Consider the following 18,084-nt stretch of genomic DNA (forward strand, 5'->3'; position numbering starts at 1 on the left):
ACTGGCACTTCATCGCGCCGGGCAAGCCGATCCAGAATGCCTTCGTCGAGAGCTTCAACGGGCGTATGCGTGATGAACTACTCAACGAGACCCTGTTCTTCGACCTCGACGACGCCAGGGCAAAGATCGCGGCGTGGGTTGCCGACTACAACGGCGACCGCCCGCACTCATCGCTGAAATACCTCACCCCGGCGGCCTATGCTGCCACATTCACCGCAACGGGCGATCGGCTGCGCAACCCCGACCAGCTCCGCCGATCGCCCGTTGCTCCACCTGCGCCAATCGGCGTACAAACCCCCGAGACTCTAATTGCCTCTGGATGAAAACTCAGGGGCAGGTCAACGGTTGCCGACCCGGACGGCTATTATACGCACATTGGCAGCAATCCCTGCCGAAAGGCGAGGGCCACGGCGTGGGGAAGGGTCAGTGCAGCAAGATTTCGCCTGGCATTATCAAGATGATACTTCACCCCACGAGGAGAAACTCCGAGAAGCTCCGCGATGTCCTGCATCGTCTTGCCATCAGAAATCCACTCGAGACACTGCCGCTCGCGCTGAGTGAGGGGACTTTCCTGCTTAGAGTCCGGGGGCGCGCGTCCGATTCGGGCGGCGTTAACATGCGCATGAAAGGTGAGACCCATCCTTTCAAGCATATCTTGCGAGGTCTCGATAAAACGATCGAGTCCAATGCTGCGGTCGTCTACCGCTAACGTGAACGCTGCGAACTGATTCTGTCTTGCCGGAACGCGAATCGTAAGACCGGTCCTGATCTTGAAGCTGAGCGCATCGTCAAACAGACGGCGTTCTTTCGCCGACTTTGCGCTTCGCGCTTCACGTCCATCCCACAGAAACATCCGGCTTGTGTTTCGCGGATCCTGAAGAACGGGATCGATGTTGTGATATCTTTCCCGAAAATAGTGGTTGGTCCAACTCTTCGGATAGGAAGAGATCAGCTTGGGGCCATTCGCGCGGTGGCCAAAATAGGCGAACCAGCGAAAGCCCAATGCATGCGCGGTTCGCTCCGCGACGCGTCTAAAATCATCTTCCGTATGGGCAGAGTGAAGGCAATCGACAAACTCATCGCATGCTCTTTTGACATTCTTCATTGCACCCCTTTTAGAACTTTCTCTGGTTCCCAAACGCGACAGCCGCGCAACATTCGCGCGCTGCGTGTGGGTGTGTATTGCGGCCTTGCGGCAGCTTTGCGGCAAGAACGATTCCAAACAGCCCTGTCAGAACTGACAGCGCAACGCCGTGACCGCGCCTGCTCTCTTGATCTCGAAGCTGTGATTCGTAAGCGAGAGGTTAAGAATGAAGGTCATTGCGCGCACGCGTATGGCGCTCCTGCACGACTCTGAACTAACAATGGGAATGCACCGTCTGCGGGCGCGCGTGTTCAAGGAGCGGCTCGACTGGGACGTCTCTGTCACAGGTGGCATGGAGATTGATCAGTACGACGCCTTCAGGCCGACTTATCTATTGGTGGTCGAACGGCGCGAGGTTGTCGGTTGTGTTCGCTTGCTGCCCACCACCGGGCGCAACATGCTTGCCGACACGTTCCCAGTGTTGCTGGATGGCCACGCGGCGCCCAGAGCAGCCAGTATCTGGGAGAGTTCGCGTTTTTGCGTGGATACCAAAAACGTCGCGGCTACAGCCGCCAACGGCTTGCGGGAAGCGACGTTCCTGCTCTTTGCGGCAATGATTGAATGGGGCCAGCAGTGCGGCCTGCAAGCCATCGCAACGGTTACTGATCTGCGCCTGGAGCGCATCCTGCGCCGAGCGGGATGGCATCTCGATCGCCTCGGCACGCCGCGTCAAATCGGAACCACCACGGCCGTCGCAGGACTGTTGCCAGTCACCGATGACGCCCTCCGGGCGATCCGGGCAGCCGGCAAGATTTCGAAGCCGGCGATTGAGGCTCCGTCGAGCACGGCGCTCGCGGCATAGCGTCGAGCGCTCTGCAGCTCCTGGCAATAACAAGAGGCTATCAAAATGGATCCAGCTGCATTCGCGGCTCTAGCCGAACGGTGCGCCCCGACGCCAGAACTGGTTCGGCCGCTTACGGCCATTGTGCGGAAGGCGAGCTCGTTCGAGCCGCTGCTGATCACAGTTCAGGCGCGCAAACCGGTTCCGATTCAGGCAAGTGACCGTGACGAAGCGATCCAATTCGCGACCGAAGCCATCGCCACCGGCCAGCCGGTCCGGACCGGTCTCGCTCAGCTTGATGCCGCGGACATGAAAGAGGCCGGACTGACAGCTACCACGACCTTCGACGCCTGCAAGCACATCGCGGGGCTCGGCAGATTATTCCAGGCCCGATTGCAAGCAGCGAACGTGAACGCCTCCGGCCATGATCAGGCCATTGCCAGGGTCGTCGCGAGCTTCGCGACTAACACTTCCCGAACAACGCCCGAGCCCCGAACCCCGCCCGGCGATGCCGACATTTCCACCGGCGAGACCCCGAATCTCAACGCGCCAGCTCCCGCCATCAGGGAGCGTCCGAACTGGGACGTCTATCGCTCGGGCCTTGGCACGTCAGCCTTCGTCTATGGGCGATTATGAACTCTTTTGTTTTGCCTCAATTCAAAACCGCGGTCCGGGCTGGTCCGGCTGCACTGCAATCGGAGCTCAGTCGTCATGACTTCTCGTGTTAAACAAGCCGCTACACTCGTGTGCATGGGGGCCGTTCTCAGCATCGCCTTGGTCGAGCCTGCGCTCGCGCAGACCGCGAACATCGAGGGTGTGCTGCAGAACATCGTCAACATGCTCACCGGCAACGTCGCGCGCCTGCTGGCGACGCTGGCGGTCATCATCGTCGGCATCGCCTGGATGTTCGGCTATCTCGATCTGCGCAAGGCCGCCTATGTCGTACTCGGCGTCGCCATTACGTTCGGCGCCTCCGAAGTGGTCTCGACCCTGACCGGGGGTCGTTGATGATTGAGGCCACGCGTCTCACGGAGGATACCTTATTCCTCGCCTGCACGCGGCCGGCCATGATTGCCGGAGTCACCATGGAAGCCATGGCGCTTAACGTGATGTTTTCCTGCATCCTGTTCCTGGAGGCCGGAAGCATCATCTACGGCCTGGTTGCGATCCCGATCCATGGTCTTTGCCGCGTCATCTGTCGGTATGACCCCAACATGTTCCGGATTCTGCTCGCCTGGATCGAAACCCGCGGACGCACGCGCAATGGATCATTCTGGGGCGGATCGTCCTGCACGCCGCTCAAGCTCGTTCGGCGATATCGAGCACGAGACCTTGGCTATGCGTAACGCAGCGCTCAAAACCCGGGAGATCGGGCCCGATGTCTACCTGCCGTTCGGCCGACACGTCACCGATACGGTCATCAGTCTTACAACGCGCGCTCTGCTGACGGTGATCCGGCTCGACGGCGCCTCGTTTGAGACCGCTGAGACGGCGGATCTGAACGACCTGCATGCCAAGCTCAATCTCACCATGCGCAATGTTGCAGATCCGCGGCTGGCGCTCTGGACCCATCTGGCCCGACGCCGGACGTCGGACTATCCGGACGGTGCATTCCGATCGCCATTTTCAGCTTCGCTAGACGCGCAATATCGCGACCAGCTCCGCAAGGCGGCGCTATTTCGCAACGATCTCTATCTGACGCTGGTGTGGCATCCCGGGCGCGCCCCCACCGACGCCGCGGCTGCGTTCTTCAAACGGCTTGGCTGGAGCGCTGCGGCTTCCCTCGAAGTCGACAGCGCCGGCATCAAGCGGCTCAACGATGCCACGCGCGATATGGTCGCGGCATTGGAGCGCTACGGCGCCCGTGCCCTCGGACTGATTGAGCGCGACGGCATCGTATTCTCAGAGCCAATGGAACTGCTCCATACCGTCGTCTCCGGCGAGTGGATGCCGATGCCATTGCCACAAGGACCGATTGGCCCGGCACTTTACTCAAACCGCGTCATCTTCGGCCGTGAGGCCATCGAAATCCGCAGCGCGGGCGGATCGCGCTTCGGCGGCATGTTTGGGCTTAAGGAATATCCGGCGTCGACAAGGCCTGGCCTGTTGAACGCGCTGCTTTCCGCGCCTTTCGAGGTTATCCTCACCCAATCCTTGGCGTTTTTGTCGAAAGCAGACGCCAAGACTGTCCTGACGCGCAAACAGAACCAGCTGGTCTCAGCCCAGGATCCGGCGGCCTCGCAGGTCGATGAGCTCTCTGACGCGCTCGACGATCTCGAATCCAACAGGTTCGTGCTTGGAGATCATCATCTCTCGCTGCTGATCTATGCCGAGACGCCTTCGCAGCTCCAGGATCACATGAGCGTGGCCCGGCGCGCTTTGGCCGACGCGGGCGCCGTGGTGGCCCGCGAAGATCTCGGCCTTGAGGCGGCCTATTGGGCGCAGCTCCCGGGGCTGTTCAAGTATCGGGCGCGAACCGGCGCGATCAGCTCGCGCAATTTCGCGGCATTCTCTCCGTTCCACACCTATCCGACCGGAAAGCCTGCCGGCAACCTTTGGGGACCGGCGGTTGCGATGCTCAAGACCGCGTCCGGCTCGCCGTTCTACTTCTCGTTCCATCACGGCGATCTTGGCAATACCTTCATCTGCGGCCCCTCCGGGTCTGGCAAGACCGTCGTGCAGAACTTCCTGCTGTCGCAGGCCGAGCGGCTCGGCGCGACTTACGTCTTCTTCGACAAGGACCGCGGGGCCGAGATCTTCGTCCGCGCCGCCGGCGGGACCTATCTGACGCTCCACAACGGCGTTGGGACCGGCTGTGCGCCGCTCAAGGCGCTGGAGCTGACGCCAGCCAATCTTTCCTTCCTGGGCGCACTCGTCCGAAAGCTTGTCACACCGGAAACCCGTCCGCTGACCGTCACCGAGGAGGAGCGGATCGACTCCGGCTTGCGAGCGCTTGGGCAGCTGCGGCAGGCGGAACGCTCGTTCGGGGCGCTGCGGGCTTTTCTCGGCCAACAGGATCGCGAAGGGATCGGCGCCCGGTTGGAGCGATGGTGCCGGGGCGCACCTTTCGGCTGGGTGCTGGATGGCGAGCAGGATGCGATCGGGCTAGAGGCCCGGTTCATCGGCTTCGACATGACCGATCTCTTGGATCATCCCACCGTTCGCACACCGCTCATGATGTACCTGTTCCATCGCGTTGAGCGCCTGATCGACGGACGGCGCCTGATCATCGACATCGACGAGTTCTGGAAGGCGCTTGGCGACGAGGCGTTTCGGGATCTCGCCAACAACAAGCTGAAAACCATCCGCAAGCAGAACGGCGTCATGGTGTTCGGCACGCAGTCACCACGCGATGCGCTGGCTTCCCCGATCGCACACACCATTGTCGAACAGTGTCCCACGCAAATCTTCCTGCCAAACGCGCGGGGAACACGCTCGGACTATGTCGATGGATTCCATCTGACCGACACGGAATTCCGCCTGATCAAGGAGGAGCTCGCGCCCGAAAGCCGACGGTTTCTCGTCAAGCAGGGCCACAACTCGGTGGTGGCGGAACTTGATCTCAGCGGTTTCGACGATGCGCTCGCTGTGCTGTCCGGACGCACGGAGACGGTCGAACTGCTGGACCGCATTCGGGCGGAGGTCGGCGACGATCCGGTCCGCTGGCTGCCGGTCTTTCACGCCGAACGGAGGACAGTCCGATGACGGCTCTGCGTATCCCGATGGTTCTCACATCCGTCTCAGTCCTGACCCTCGTGATGACATCACCTGCGGGAGCCGAGATTGTGTTCGATCCTAGCGTCTATGCGCGGCAATTCGAGCAGCTGACGGAACTGAAGAAGCAGGTCGATACCCTGACGTCCCAGCTCAAGGTGGCGCAGGACCAATTGAACCAGGCCAAGCAGCTCTATGACAGTTTCAACAAGCGGACCAACGCGAACGACATTGGCGCGCTCTTGAACACGCCGCAGTTCCGGAAAGTTCTGCCCCAACAGTTCTCCGATATCGAACGCCTTGTCGCGGGGCAGGGTGGCGGCAACTTCGCCGACGCGATGAACCATTATCTTTCGCAGAACCGCGCCTATGCCGGCAACAGCGGCAATTCGTATTATCAGAGCGAGCTCGACCGGATCGCACGGCAGACTGGCGCCAAGCACTCCATGGGCCAGGCTGTCTATGACACAGCATCGCAGCGTATCGAAGCACTCGAAGACTTGAGAACGCGCATCAGCTCGGCCACCGACGTCAAGGAGACGCTCGATCTGTCCGCGCGGCTGCAAGCCGAACAGGCGTTGCTGCAGAACGACGTGCTGCGGATGCAGGGTCTTGCAATGATACAGCAGGCCCGCACCGACATGGATGGCCAGCGGGAGCGCGAGAAACAACAGCAACTGATCGATGAAATGAGCGCGGCGCTGCAATGAAATTGAACACCTCCATTTTGGTACTCACTCTCGTCGCTGTTCTTGCAGGCTGTAACGAGGACAACAAGAGCGAGCGCACAAACACGGTCGGCTGGTACCTCGACCATCGGGACGAGCTTGCGGCGGTTCTCACTACGTGCGGCGACAATCCCGGAGAGTTCGCGAAGACGCCGAACTGCATCAACGCGAACGAGGCTCGCAACAAGATTACCGTCCAAGAGATGGAAGACGCCCTGAAGTAAGGATCGCCGCGATGGCCATAAACGTCTTTGATAGCTTTCTGAAGGAGTTCGAGCAGCCGATCACGGCATTCGTGTCGACCTCGGTATCGAATCTTGCCTCCTACATTGATGGTCCCCTCCGCACGGCCGTGATGCTCTATGTCATCTTCTACGGTTTTGCGGTGATGCGCGGCGCAATCTCCGAACCAATCATGGAATTTGCCTGGCGGGCGATGCGGATCGTGGTTGTGGTTCTGCTAGCGACCAACTCGAGCGCGTTCCAGCAATACGTCACGGGGCTGTTTTTCGATTCCTTGCCGAAGGAGATTGGCAATGCCTTGGCGGGTGCCGGGCTGAATACCAATTCCGGAGTTCCGTTCGATCAGCTTCTGACCAAAGGCATTGATGTCGCTAATAAGATCTACAAACAGGCCGGACTGACCAACATCGCACCAGCGCTGGTCGCCGCCATTCTCCTAGTCTTTGTGGCGGTGGGCTCCTTCTTGCAGTTTGCCATCCTGCTCTATGCCAAGGTTGGTTTGGGCGTTGTGATCGCGCTCGGCCCGATCTTCATTGCGCTTGGACTCTTTGAGGCCACGCGGCCGTTTACGGAAGCCTGGCTTCGGCAAGTCGCGAACTTCGTGATCCTCCTGGTCCTCGTGGTCGCTCTGGTCGGACTGATGCTAACGACTGTTACCGGCTTCATCGACAGGTTTGCGGCAAACGCCGGCACGGCTGGGGAGATGGTGGTGGCCGCTGTCGCCATCAGCGCGGTGCTCGGCCTGTCCGGTTACATCTCGCTTCAACTGCCGGTCATCGCAGGCGGCCTCGCCGGAGGTGGTGCGTCGCTGGCAAGCCGGCTCGTCACGAGCCCCATGATCGCCAACGCCACGACCGCAGCCGGCGGCGCTTATGCCGGTGCCCGCTGGTCGGCCAGCCGCGGTCTCGACGCACTCCGAGCGAGCCGGCAAGGCGGCAGTATGCGGCGCACGCGATCGCAGGGGTCCACGGCGGCGTAGGCAATCATCGTCGGTATCAGACGACAAAGACAAACAGGGGCATCAGAACGATGTGGCGTCGACTATTTATCATCTGCGTGATCGCGTTTCAGCTTGGCGGATGCGCGATCTGGTCAAAGGGACCACCGTCATGTGATGGCCAAGCTCGGCGGCCGCTCAATCGTTCGCTGTGGGATTGGGAGACCAACACGCCGTTGGCGGCACCCGAGCCGCCACCTGCGCCATCCGCGCCAGCACCAGTCATCCGCAAAGGTGAGACCAACCCGGCGGCACTCTCCTCGCAACTGGGTGCATCAGGCCACCAAGTCGACGTTGCAGCCTCTTACCGTTCCTGCGGCAAGGAGGCCTAAGATGGTCGGCCACGATGAGCTGAAAGCTTATTTCGACAATGCGCGGCGATGGGAACAGGATCTCCTGCTATCGGCCCATCGCTCGCGTCGAACAGCATGGGTGATTGCCGCGGTTGCCTGCGCGTTGGCGGTCGCCTCGGTTGGCGCAGTCGCAGCACTTGCGCCGCTGAAGACGGTCGAGCCGTTCGTGATCCGGGTCGATAATGCCACCGGCATTGTGGACACCGTCTCCGCCCTCAATTCAACGCCGGCGCGTTACGATGAAGCCGTTACCAAGTATTTTCTTGGTCGCTACGTCCGCGCGCGCGAAGGTTACAGTTATCCGGAGGCCGAAACCAATTTTCGCACCATTTCGCTACTCTCGGGGCAGGGCGAACAGGCACGGTTCGCGGTCTGGTACCGGGGCTCCAATCCCGAAAGCCCGCAAGTCGTTCAGGGCCGTTTCGGCGTTGCGACCGTGCGGATCAAGGCGATCTCGCTCCTGGCCGACAATGTCGCCTCGGTGCGCTTTATGAGAGAGAGCCGCAAAGGCGAGGAAACCCGCATCACCCATTGGGTCTCGACCCTGACGTTCACCTATGCCAACGCGCCAATGTCCTCCGCCGACCGTCTCATTAATCCTCTCGGCTTTCTGGTCTCGGAATATCGCGCCGATCCGGAGGTCGTGCCATGAAATCCTTCGCTCTCTTGATGATTTTCGCCCTCGGATTCGCGGGGCCGGCAATGGCCTTGCAACAGCCGTCACCAGGTCAACATGATGCCCGCGTGAGAACCGTGACCTACGATCCGGCCAACGTCGTCAAGGTCAACGGCGTGATTCGGGCATCAACACAGGTGTTGTTTGCCGACGATGAGGAGGTTGCGCATGTCGCGATTGGTGACGCGATTGCATGGGAGGTCGCACCGGCGGGCTCAATCCTGTTCCTTAAACCCCGCGAGAAACATCCACCAACCAATTTGCAGGTCGTCACCACGCGCCCTGACGGACGCAAGCGCTCGTATCAATTCGAGTTGTCAATTGCCGAGACGACGCTCGCGGAGAGTTACTTCGTCGTCCGCTTCGCCTATCCCGGCGACGAGATAGAGCGCCGGCGCACTGAGGCGGCCGCGCGCGGCGCCGAGCGGGAAGGCGCGCTGATCGACCAGACCTTCGACTTGCATCATGCCTATGGCGCGCGCAATTGGCGTTTTTCGGCGCAGGGATCGATCGACCTCGAGCCCGAAGCTGTTTTCGACGACGGCAAGGAGACCACGTTCCGCTTCGCAGGCAACCGCGAAGTCCCCGCGATCTATCTGATCAACTCCGACGGCTCGGAAAGCCTCGTGCCAAAAGACGTCCGCGGGGAGCTCGTGGTGGTTCATGCCACGGCGCGGGAGTTCAGGCTGCGCAAAGGCGACAACGTTCTCTGCATTTTCAACGAAGCATTCGACGCGGTGGGGATTAACCCGGGCACCAATACCACCAGCCCATCGATCGAGCGGCGGGCGAAGAAATCACCACTAACCCCAAGGCCGCGATAGGCGAGGGCGATATGACCGAACATCAAGATGAGACGATCGCCGGCGACCGCGGCATTACGCCAGTGGGCGGAGGGGACAATGGCCGAACGGCAATGCTCAAACGCGGCTTCGGTGCGCTGGCGCTCACCGCCTTTGCCGCTCTGATCATCTGGGGGACCTGGAAAGGCGATAAGCCGGTCAGCGATTCCGCCCGGAAGCTGGTGATCCGCCAGGCGGCGGCCTTCGAGCCCCTCCCGGAAGCGCCGGCCGTGCCTGTTACCACGGCCTCAATTGGAGGCGCTCCGGTCCCAGCCACGCCAGCGGCTCCGGCACCCGCCTCCGACCAGCTTCTGGAGAGCGCCCGGCGCGCGCCCGTGCTGGCCTATAACCGGCCAAGTTCTGCTGGGCGGGCGGCCCACGACAGCGTGACAGGAGGTGTCGTCACCGACTCTTACGGGTTTGGCCGGGGCGAGCCGCGCAATGACCTCGCCGACAAGCTGAAGCCCACGCCGATCGAGGGCGTGCGCGCGGCGCGGCTCCCCAACCGCAATCTGCTGGTCACACAAGGCACCTCGATCCCGTGCGTGCTGGAAACCGCGATGTCCTCGGACGTGGCCGGTTTCGTTTCCTGCGTCGTCGTGCGGGACGTGATGTCGGATTCCGGCAACGTGGTGCTGATGGAAAAGGGCACACAAGTGGTCGGCGAATATCGCGGCAATGTGCGGCGCGGATCAAAACGCCTGTTCGTACTGTGGACTCGCGCCAAAACGCCGACCGGCGTCATTGCAGCGCTGGCCTCGCCGGCGACCGATGCGCTGGGGCGCGCCGGCTTCGACGGCGACATTGACACCCATTTCTTTGAGCGGTTTGGCTCAGCACTGCTGCTGTCGGTCGTCAATGATGCCTCCTCGATCGGGCGCCAGCAGCTGCAGGACAGCTCCATCCAGATCAACAACACCACCGGCGCCACCAATACCGCCGCGGCAATCGCCGTTGAGCAGTCGATCAACATTCCGCCGACGCTGAACAAGAACCAGGGCGAACTGGTCAACATCTTTGTCGCTCGCGATGTTGATTTCTCCTCGGTCTATCAATTGCGGCGGGTCGAGACCCGCACGCAGATTTTGGACCGCACTGTTCCCGGAGGCCTCGCGGCCCCGGCCGTGGTGACTAAGTGAGCGCCGTACATTCCATCGAGCGCGATGGCAGCCGCCTCGTGCTGACGCGCTATCTCGAGCCGTTGGCGCCATTTCTGGCGGACAAATCCTTGACCGAAATCATCGTCAACCGTCCCGGCGAGGTTTTCGTGGAAGGACCTGACGGCTGGACCCGGCACGAAGCGCCAGCTTTGACGCATGCCTATCTCTCACACCTGGCGACCGCGGCCGCTGGCCACACCCGTCAAGACATAGGTCCGGAGCACCCCGTGGTGTCGACCACCCTGATCGGCGAGGAGCGCTGCCAGATCGTGGTCCCGCCGGCGGTGCCAGAAGGCACCGTCAGTCTTACCATCCGCAAGCCGTCAGGTTTGACGATGACATTGGAGACCTTTGAGCAGGCAAAACTGTTCGATGAGGTCCGTGTCGCCGATGACGAACTCACAACCGACGAGAATCGGCTCATGGCGCTGAAAGACGCCGGCGCCTGGCGCGAGTTCCTCCAGCTTGCCGTCGAAACTCGCCGCAACATCATCATTTCCGGGGCGACTGGTTCGGGAAAGACGACGCTATCCAAGGCGTTGATCGCGGCGATCCCGGCACAAGAGCGGCTCATCACCATTGAAGACACCGCTGAGCTAGTCATCCCTCATCAGAATTGCGTGCGGCTGCTTTACGCCAAGGACGGGCAGGGCGTTGCCAAAATAGGACCGCGCGAACTGCTCGAATCCTGCCTGCGGATGCGGCCGGATCGCATTCTGCTGCAGGAGCTGCGCGATGGTACGGCGTTCTTTTATCTGCGGAACGTGAACTCCGGCCATCCAGGATCGATTACAACGGTTCATGCCGACAGCGCCCGGCTCGCCTTCGAGCAGCTGACCTTGTTGGTCAAGGAAAGTGCGGAAGGCCGCGACCTGCATCGCGACGACATCCGCTCGCTGCTGCTGCTTCTCGTCGACGTCGTCATCCAGATGCGGAAGCGGGACGGTCGCTATCGCATTTCGGAGATCTACTATGACCCCGTTCGCAAGCGCGACCACCTCCGTTAAGGCGGCGCAGGGCCTCGCGGTCGCGCTCGCGGCCAGCGCACTGTTCCTGCTGGTCGCCTCCAACGTTTTGCTGCTGGGGCTCAGGCTTCACGATGGCGGCCTGCACTGGTCGGAGATCGCCACCGGCTGGCCCCGCTACGGTGCCGACCCTCGTTTCGACCGCTGGCTGACCCTGTCGAGCCTTGCCGGCGCGGTCGTCGTCTTTGGGCTGCTCGGTGCGATCTTCCGGCACCGTCCTCTCCCGCTGCACGGCAGCGCGCGCTTCGCGTCTGAACGCGAAATCAAGGCCGCTGGCCTGCGATCCAAAGATGGCGTGCTTCTCGGCCGCAAGGACGGCGCGCTGCTCTGCTTCGGCGGGTCGGAACACGTCCTGGTCTACGCTCCGACCCGGGCCGGGAAGGGTGTCGGCTACGTCATTCCGAACCTGCTCAATTGGCCAGATTCAGTCGTCGTTCTGGATGTGAAGAAGGAGAACTGGGACCGCTCGGCCGGATTTCGCGCAGCCCACGGGCAGGAGGTCTATCTGTTCGACCCGCTCGAGGAGAACGGTCGCACCGCGCGTTACAATCCTCTTGGCTACGTGCGCAGGGATCCTGCCGACCTCTATGACGATCTGCAACGCATCTCCGTCATGCTGTTTCCGGCCGAAAGCCGCGGTGATCCCTTCTGGTTCGAGGCCGCGCGGTCTGCGTTCGTAGCAATCGGCGGTTATGTCGCGGAGACGCCGGGTCTTCCATTGACGATCGGCGAAATCCTGCACCAGCTCTCCGTGGCCAGTGACCTCAAGGCACATTTTGAGAAACTCATCGCCACTCGCAAGTCCGGCCCTTCGCCACTGTCGCGGCATTGCGTCACGGCCTTGAACGATTTTCTCGCTGCGTCCGAAAACACCATGAACTCGGTGCGCAAAACCGTGACGGCACGGCTCGGTCTCTGGCTCAATCCCCGCATCGATGCCGCAACCTCGGCCAATGATTTCGATCTGCGAGAGCTGCGGCAACGGCTCATGTCGATCTATCTCGGCGTGACCCCTGACAATCTCGACCGCATGGCGCCGCTTCTGAACTTGTTCTTTCAGCAGGTGGTCGATCTCAATACCCGCGAGCTGCCGGAACAAAATCTCAAACTCAATCGCAAGGTGCTGCTGTTGCTCGATGAATTTCCGGCGCTGGGCAATGTCAACGTGCTCGCGAAATCGGTGGCGTTCATCGCCGGTTACGGCATCCGTCTGCTGACCGTGGTCCAGAGTCCGGCCCAGCTGCGGGCGATCTACGGGATCGATGCGGCCCGCAACTTCATGACCAACCATGCCGTCGAAGTGGTATTCGCGCCGAAAGAACAGGATGTCGCAAATGAACTCTCGGAGCGCATCGGCTATGACACGGTCAAAGCGCGCAGCCGCAGCGGACCGAAAGGGCTGGCAACGCGGTCGACCAGCGAGACCGTCTCCGAGCATCGGCGCGCCCTGATGCTGCCCCAGGAGCTGAAGCTTCTTCCAAGGTCCAAGGCCTTCATCCTGGGCACCGGCCTTCCGCCGATCGTCGCCGACAAGATCGTCTATTACGAAGACAAGGCGTTCCTCACACGCCTGCTACCCGCGCCTGTCCAGAATCTGCCGAAAGGTCGCTCGACAGCACTGCTTCACGCCGAGATCAACGAGCTTCGCTCCGAGGTTGCGGAGCTCCAGGCGGTATTGCGGTCGCGGCCGATGACCGACGAGGAGGTCGCCGATCCCTCCACAATTCCCGCCGACGCCTCCTTCGATTTTGGGGACGTGGATGTCGATCTCGAAGGCCTCTCTGAGGACGACCTGAAAGCCTGGACCCTGAACTACATCGACGCTCAGGTCATTCCGCCGACGCGGCGGACGGGCCGCAAGCAAAAGGGCGAGCAGCATGAACGGCGGGCATGACGCGAGCGAGGAATTCAGCCTGCAGCGGCAGCGTCGCGCGGGGCACGCTTCCGCCCGAGAAAAGGGGGAAGACGAGGCCGCAACTACAGCCCCCAACAAGCCTTCTTCCGCGGAGGTCACAGATAGTGCGTTTCCGGACCGCATCCGTCGGAAATATTACGTGGTGGCCAGTGAATTCCACAAGGATGGATCCGACCGCGAAGCGCGGCTCTATGCCGACGAGCGGAAAGAGTACCTCGCGTTCAAGACCACTGACGATCGCCTGGTCACCCGCATAGCTGCCGCAGAAGTGATCCGGGACATGGTCAGCGTGGCACAACATCGCCAGTGGGAGGCACTTCAGGTCCGTGGTTCTGTCGAGTTCCGACGCGAGGCCTGGTTCGAGGCTAGCGCGCGCGGGATGGATGTGAAGGGCTATCAACCAAGCGAGCTCGATCGCCAGGCGCTCGCTGACCGACGAATCCGATGGGATCGAGCCCAGGCCCACAACAACGAAGTCGGAGCCAGCACGCCTTCCGACAGGTCACTACAGGCGGATAGGCTCGATTACGACAAGGGCGTTTCCGGACGTCTGCTGGAGGTCGGTTATGGCCCCTACCGCAACCGCGCCGACGCGGAGCCATCAACCTATGTAGCCATCGAACTGGACAATGGCCGGCGACATCAGGTGTGGGGCGTCGGCATTGTAGCAGACGTCGCAGATAGTGGCGCCAAGCCTGGCGACCGTATCTCTCTGCGAAGAGATAACGTCGTACCCGTCATCAGGGCGATCAAGTCAGTAGACGACGCCACTGGACTCGCTCGTATTGAACAGCGCCAGATGTGGCGCAACATGTGGAGTGTGACGGTAGAGGAACGCCGTGCAGACCGACCGGCGGCCGCGTATGATTCCGACCTGCTCGCGGCCCAATCCCAGATGGCCGTCATCAACAAGCTTGTCGAACGCGCTCTGCCGAACGATGAGAATGCTCGTCACAACATTATGGCTTTCGCCAAGGAGCGCATTGCCCAGCATCTGGAGAACGGACATTCGTTTGCGCGGGCAACAGTCATGGAACCGGTTCGAGATCGTTATCCGTCGCAAGGAGATAAGGAGATCCGAGCTCAGACTGGTCAAAGCGCGAGAATGCGTGAGCGTGAGCGCTGAATTCACGAGGTCAATCAATGAGCCGAACTGGGCTTTTGGGAAAGTACCTCCGCTCGAGCCAACCCAACCGTCGCGACAATGCAGAACAAGAGAAGCAGAATCGTCACCCCAGCGGACGAGTGCGGATGCCGGCGATCCAGGTGATGGTTCGAACAAAGGGGGGACTCCCACGGTTGTTCTTGCTCGGGAGTCGGATGGCTGTGACTTACGATGGCACTGCCAACCAAGTCCAAACCCGATCAGTCACCCGTTCACCAGACCCGAGGGCCCTGGCCGTCTGAGGCTTTGCTGAGTTTACGCTTGAATTGCCCTGGAGCGCCCCACCCAGTCCCAGCGCGTTCCATTCCCCTTGACGAGCCGCTTGGCGTCTAAGCGCATGCTCGTTGCTGCGTTTTTTCGACCATCATTCTGTCGCGACGTCGCCATTGATGATGTCGCCGAACAGCTCCCACTTCTCGCCCTGAAACTTCATCAGCTGAAGCGAGCTGATCGGCGCGAAGTCGGCCGGACCGGTGTTGATTTTGATGCCGGGCAGAAGAGTGTCAGGGGTAAACTCCTTCAGGCTCGCTGCCTGCTTCATGACATTGGCGCGTGTCAGATCGTCGCCGCACATTTCAAGCACCTTCGCCAGGGTCTGGGCGGCCCCGTAGCCATAGACGTGGCCACTGTCCGTCTTGTCAGCTCCCGGCATGTACTTGTCGATGAATTCGGACCATTTCATCATGCCGGAGTCCTTGGCCCATTGCGGATCAGTTGCATCCTTGGCGTAGGCCGCAGATATCACGCCCTGAGCGTTGTCGAAGCCCGCGGGCTGCATAACGCTGCCGACTGAGGCTGAGACGTTGGTCATGATCTGCAACGGCTTCCAGCCGAGTTCGCCTGTTTTCTTGATGGTCTGGGCGCCGAACTTCGGCGTGGTGTAGATCAGCAGGACGTCGGGATTGGCGGCTTTGATCTTGACGATATGGGAGTCGATCGACGGCTCGGAAACTTCATAGCTTTCTTCCATGATGATGCTGGAGGCCTTGGCTCCGAAGCCGTCCCTGGTACCCTTCACGTAGTCCTTCCCGAAGTCATCGTTCTGGTAGAGAATTGCTACCTTCGCATCGGGCCTCTCCCTCATCAGCCATTTCGCATAGATCTGGGCTTCGCTCTGGTAGGATGGTTGCCAGCCCATGGTCCAGGGAAAATGCTTCGGATCGTTCCACTTGGTGGCGCCGGTGGCGACGAACAATTGCGGGATTTTCTTGGAATTGAGGTACTTTTGGATCGCAGTGTTCGAGGGCGTGCCGAGCGGATTGAAAACGAGGAGTACCTCGTCGCTTTCGACGAGCTTGCGAACCTGTTCGACGGCCTTCGGCGGGGAATAGCCGTCGTCATAGGTGACGAAATTGATCTTCCGACCATTGATGCCGCCGCGGTCGTTGACCATCCTGAAGTAAGCTTCTTCGGTCTTGCCGATCACACCGTAGGCGGATGCCGGGCCGCTATAGGGCATGATGTTGCCGACCTTGATCTCAGTGTCCGTGGCCCCGGTATCGTACCTCTTCTGCGCCAGCGCGGTGCACGTCGAGAGACCCAACAAGGTGAGCGCGATAGAAGCAGCGGCGAATTTGTCGGTAACGGCAGTCATTTTTATCTCCCTTTATTATCGATGAGTATCTTTTCTTGTGACGCGACGGTGCCGCATAACGTTCCGGTGGCCTCGGCGCTTGTCGCTGAGGCCAAGCACGTAGCAGGCATATCGTTTGTCAAGCCGCTGGGCGAGTCGAGCGTAGGACTTGAGGCCGGGATCCCGACCCGAGCACCTAAGGGTAAGTTGCTGTGGCACCGGAGCTTCTGACCGCGATCAGCTCGTCGGCACTGACGCAAAGCGAATGGCATCTTGGTCAAGCTCAAACAACGGCGAATTGCCAGCCTAGCCGCCAACATAAGCGCCTCTCCCGCTCGCCAGAAGGGCGCCGTCGCCACTGACGATTCGTGTTGCGGCAACGCTCATTTGACGCCCAATTTTGACAGGTCGGCCAATTGCGCGCAGCGCGCCGGGTGTTGCAGGTCGGTGGAAGTCCACGTGCAGATCAATGGTCGCGCGCGCTGTCCCTCCAAATGCGAGGATCGTGTACAGCCCCGTCAGGTCGATCAATGCAGAAAGAATGCCGCCATGCGCGGAAGCGATCTTGGGATTGGACACAATCTCGTCGCGCCAAGGCATTTCGAGGATCAGCTCATCCCGGGTTAGGGTAACCAGATTGATGCCCAGCCAGCGATGGAAGGGCGCGACCTGCAGGCGCTCCCGCAATTGCTCGAGATCATAAGGCTTGGTCTGCTCCGAACTCACCGGGCCACCTCAGCCCCGTGCGTACGAACCAGAAATTCAACGATGGCCTGGCCAAAGGCGTCGTTCTGATCTCCGACCACCATATGTGTGGCGTCCGCAATGTCACTATAGTGGGCGTGTGGAACCAGGCTCCTGAAATGGGCCACGGCCTCGGGCGAGACCAGATCGCTAGACCCTCCCCGGATCAGGTGCACCGGCAAGTGCAATCGTGAAGCTGCCGCGCTCAAGGCCGCACGTCGATCATCGATGAGTTCGACGTCCGTTATTCGGGCCTGCATCACGCCTTCGATGAATGCGGGATCCCAATGCCAGTAGTACCTCCCGTTTTCCCCCAGACGAAGATACCGCTGAAGCCCCGGCGAAGCCTTCCGGCTTTGCCGATGCGGCAAGTATTGAGAGATGACCTGCGCGGCCTCCTCCGGCGAGGCAAAGCCTTCGCGCGCATGCGCGGCCATAAAGCCGACCACCCTAGCCACACCTTCCGGTTCCATTTGCGGGGTTATGTCGACCAGTGTGAGCGATGCAAAGCTCTCAGGGCTAAGCTCGCCCTCGGCGATAATGCCTGCCAGCCCTCCGAGCGAGGCGCCAATCAAGGCCGGCTTTCGGATGCTTGCGTTAGCGATCGCCACAAGATCACTTGCAAAATCGTGGATATCATAGGCTCCGTCCTTAGCCCAGGAACTGTCGCCATGCCCTCGCATGTCGATTGCGATTGCGCGAAATCCATGGCTTGCCAAAAGTTTTGAAATCGCCTTCCAGGCGCGACGCGTCTGCCCTCCGCCGTGCGCCAGGACGACCGGGAAGGCCTGCTCACTCCCTTCGATCGAGGCCGCAATCGGGTGGCCCTGGTACCCGGCAAGCATCGTCGGCGTCATGTAACTACCTGGTACCAAGGAATTGTTGCTCGACTAAATGATCCGCAAAGGACCTCAACATCACTTTCCTCCATCGCCGCTTAGCCATGCCGACTTGGTTCAGCTGCCAAATCGTTCGAACGTTGCGCAACGCACTTTATCGCGATCTTTTCGGCCCAGATTGCTCG

General features: G+C 60.8%; 19 protein-coding genes. 15 read left to right on the forward strand and 4 right to left on the reverse strand.

Annotated elements, in window-relative coordinates:
- Nucleotides 1-323: integrase core domain-containing protein (locus K408_RS0130040; protein ID WP_155251395.1), on the forward strand; the 323-nt coding region annotated here is incomplete at its 5' end.
- A gap of 41 nt (nt 324-364) precedes the next feature.
- Here K408_RS0130040 and K408_RS0130045 read toward each other — a convergent pair.
- Nucleotides 365-1,105 (reverse strand): helix-turn-helix transcriptional regulator, encoded by a 741-nt coding sequence (locus tag K408_RS0130045; RefSeq protein WP_024343423.1) that lies wholly within the window; start codon nt 1,103-1,105, stop codon nt 365-367.
- A gap of 205 nt (nt 1,106-1,310) precedes the next feature.
- Here K408_RS0130045 and K408_RS0130050 point away from each other — a divergent pair, with 205 nt between their 5' ends.
- From K408_RS0130050 to K408_RS0130115, 14 genes are all read left to right on the forward strand, one after another.
- The gene (locus K408_RS0130050) at nt 1,311-1,946 is read left to right on the forward strand and encodes an acyl-homoserine-lactone synthase (protein ID WP_024343422.1); all 636 of its coding nucleotides are present in this window, start codon (nt 1,311-1,313) and stop codon (nt 1,944-1,946) included.
- Between the two features lie 45 nt (nt 1,947-1,991).
- Entirely contained in the window at nt 1,992-2,561 is a 570-nt protein-coding gene (locus K408_RS0130055) for a lysozyme family protein (protein ID WP_024343421.1), read from the forward strand.
- A 75-nt stretch (nt 2,562-2,636) separates the two neighbouring features.
- Nucleotides 2,637-2,933, forward strand: a complete 297-nt coding sequence (locus K408_RS0130060; protein WP_024343420.1) for a TrbC/VirB2 family protein — start codon at nt 2,637-2,639, stop codon at nt 2,931-2,933.
- On the forward strand, nt 2,933-3,271 hold the full coding sequence (locus K408_RS0130065) for a VirB3 family type IV secretion system protein (RefSeq protein ID WP_024343419.1): 339 nt from the start codon (nt 2,933-2,935) through the stop codon (nt 3,269-3,271). Before K408_RS0130060 ends, K408_RS0130065 begins: the two co-directional genes overlap by 1 nt.
- Nucleotides 3,264-5,630: a VirB4 family type IV secretion/conjugal transfer ATPase gene (locus K408_RS0130070; RefSeq protein ID WP_024343418.1), complete on the forward strand. Its 2,367-nt coding sequence runs from the start codon at nt 3,264-3,266 to the stop codon at nt 5,628-5,630. The genes K408_RS0130065 and K408_RS0130070 overlap by 8 nt, the downstream gene beginning before the upstream one ends.
- Nucleotides 5,627-6,349, forward strand: a complete 723-nt coding sequence (gene virB5, locus K408_RS0130075; RefSeq protein ID WP_024343417.1) for a P-type DNA transfer protein VirB5 — start codon at nt 5,627-5,629, stop codon at nt 6,347-6,349. The genes K408_RS0130070 and virB5 overlap by 4 nt, the downstream gene beginning before the upstream one ends.
- On the forward strand, nt 6,346-6,591 hold the full coding sequence (locus tag K408_RS0130080; RefSeq protein WP_024343416.1) for an EexN family lipoprotein: 246 nt from the start codon (nt 6,346-6,348) through the stop codon (nt 6,589-6,591). Before virB5 ends, K408_RS0130080 begins: the two co-directional genes overlap by 4 nt.
- A gap of 11 nt (nt 6,592-6,602) precedes the next feature.
- On the forward strand, nt 6,603-7,589 hold the full coding sequence (locus K408_RS0130085; RefSeq protein WP_024343415.1) for a TrbL/VirB6 family protein: 987 nt from the start codon (nt 6,603-6,605) through the stop codon (nt 7,587-7,589).
- Between the two features lie 351 nt (nt 7,590-7,940).
- A complete protein-coding gene (locus K408_RS0130090) occupies nt 7,941-8,612 on the forward strand; it encodes a VirB8 family type IV secretion system protein (RefSeq protein ID WP_024343414.1) in 672 nt (223 codons plus the stop codon).
- On the forward strand, nt 8,609-9,460 hold the full coding sequence (gene virB9 / locus K408_RS0130095) for a P-type conjugative transfer protein VirB9 (RefSeq protein ID WP_024343413.1): 852 nt from the start codon (nt 8,609-8,611) through the stop codon (nt 9,458-9,460). Before K408_RS0130090 ends, virB9 begins: the two co-directional genes overlap by 4 nt.
- An 11-nt stretch (nt 9,461-9,471) precedes the next feature.
- The gene (gene virB10, locus K408_RS0130100; RefSeq protein WP_024343412.1) at nt 9,472-10,617 is read left to right on the forward strand and encodes a type IV secretion system protein VirB10; all 1,146 of its coding nucleotides are present in this window, start codon (nt 9,472-9,474) and stop codon (nt 10,615-10,617) included.
- Nucleotides 10,614-11,645, forward strand: a complete 1,032-nt coding sequence (virB11, locus tag K408_RS0130105; RefSeq protein WP_024343411.1) for a P-type DNA transfer ATPase VirB11 — start codon at nt 10,614-10,616, stop codon at nt 11,643-11,645. Before virB10 ends, virB11 begins: the two co-directional genes overlap by 4 nt.
- Nucleotides 11,611-13,557 carry a type IV secretory system conjugative DNA transfer family protein gene (locus tag K408_RS0130110; protein ID WP_024343410.1) on the forward strand — a complete coding sequence of 649 codons (1,947 nt, stop codon included), beginning with the start codon at nt 11,611-11,613 and terminating at the stop codon, nt 13,555-13,557. The genes virB11 and K408_RS0130110 overlap by 35 nt, the downstream gene beginning before the upstream one ends.
- Complete coding sequence (locus tag K408_RS0130115; RefSeq protein ID WP_024343409.1) at nt 13,541-14,704, forward strand: LPD7 domain-containing protein; 1,164 nt, start codon at nt 13,541-13,543, stop codon at nt 14,702-14,704. The genes K408_RS0130110 and K408_RS0130115 overlap by 17 nt, the downstream gene beginning before the upstream one ends.
- A 403-nt stretch (nt 14,705-15,107) precedes the next feature.
- Here K408_RS0130115 and K408_RS0130120 read toward each other — a convergent pair whose 3' ends face one another.
- The 3 genes from K408_RS0130120 to K408_RS0130130 form a co-directional block, all read right to left on the reverse strand.
- Nucleotides 15,108-16,337 carry an ABC transporter substrate-binding protein gene (locus K408_RS0130120; protein ID WP_024343408.1) on the reverse strand — a complete coding sequence of 410 codons (1,230 nt, stop codon included), beginning with the start codon at nt 16,335-16,337 and terminating at the stop codon, nt 15,108-15,110.
- A gap of 285 nt (nt 16,338-16,622) precedes the next feature.
- Nucleotides 16,623-17,042 (reverse strand): hotdog fold thioesterase, encoded by a 420-nt coding sequence (locus K408_RS0130125; protein WP_024343407.1) that lies wholly within the window; start codon nt 17,040-17,042, stop codon nt 16,623-16,625.
- Nucleotides 17,039-17,917 (reverse strand): alpha/beta fold hydrolase, encoded by an 879-nt coding sequence (locus K408_RS0130130; protein ID WP_024343406.1) that lies wholly within the window; start codon nt 17,915-17,917, stop codon nt 17,039-17,041. Before K408_RS0130130 ends, K408_RS0130125 begins: the two co-directional genes overlap by 4 nt.
- Nucleotides 17,918-18,084 lie beyond the last annotated feature (167 nt).

Origin of the sequence: Bradyrhizobium sp. in8p8, assembly GCF_000426845.1 — a bacterium.
GTDB lineage: Bacteria > Pseudomonadota > Alphaproteobacteria > Rhizobiales > Xanthobacteraceae > Bradyrhizobium > Bradyrhizobium japonicum_C.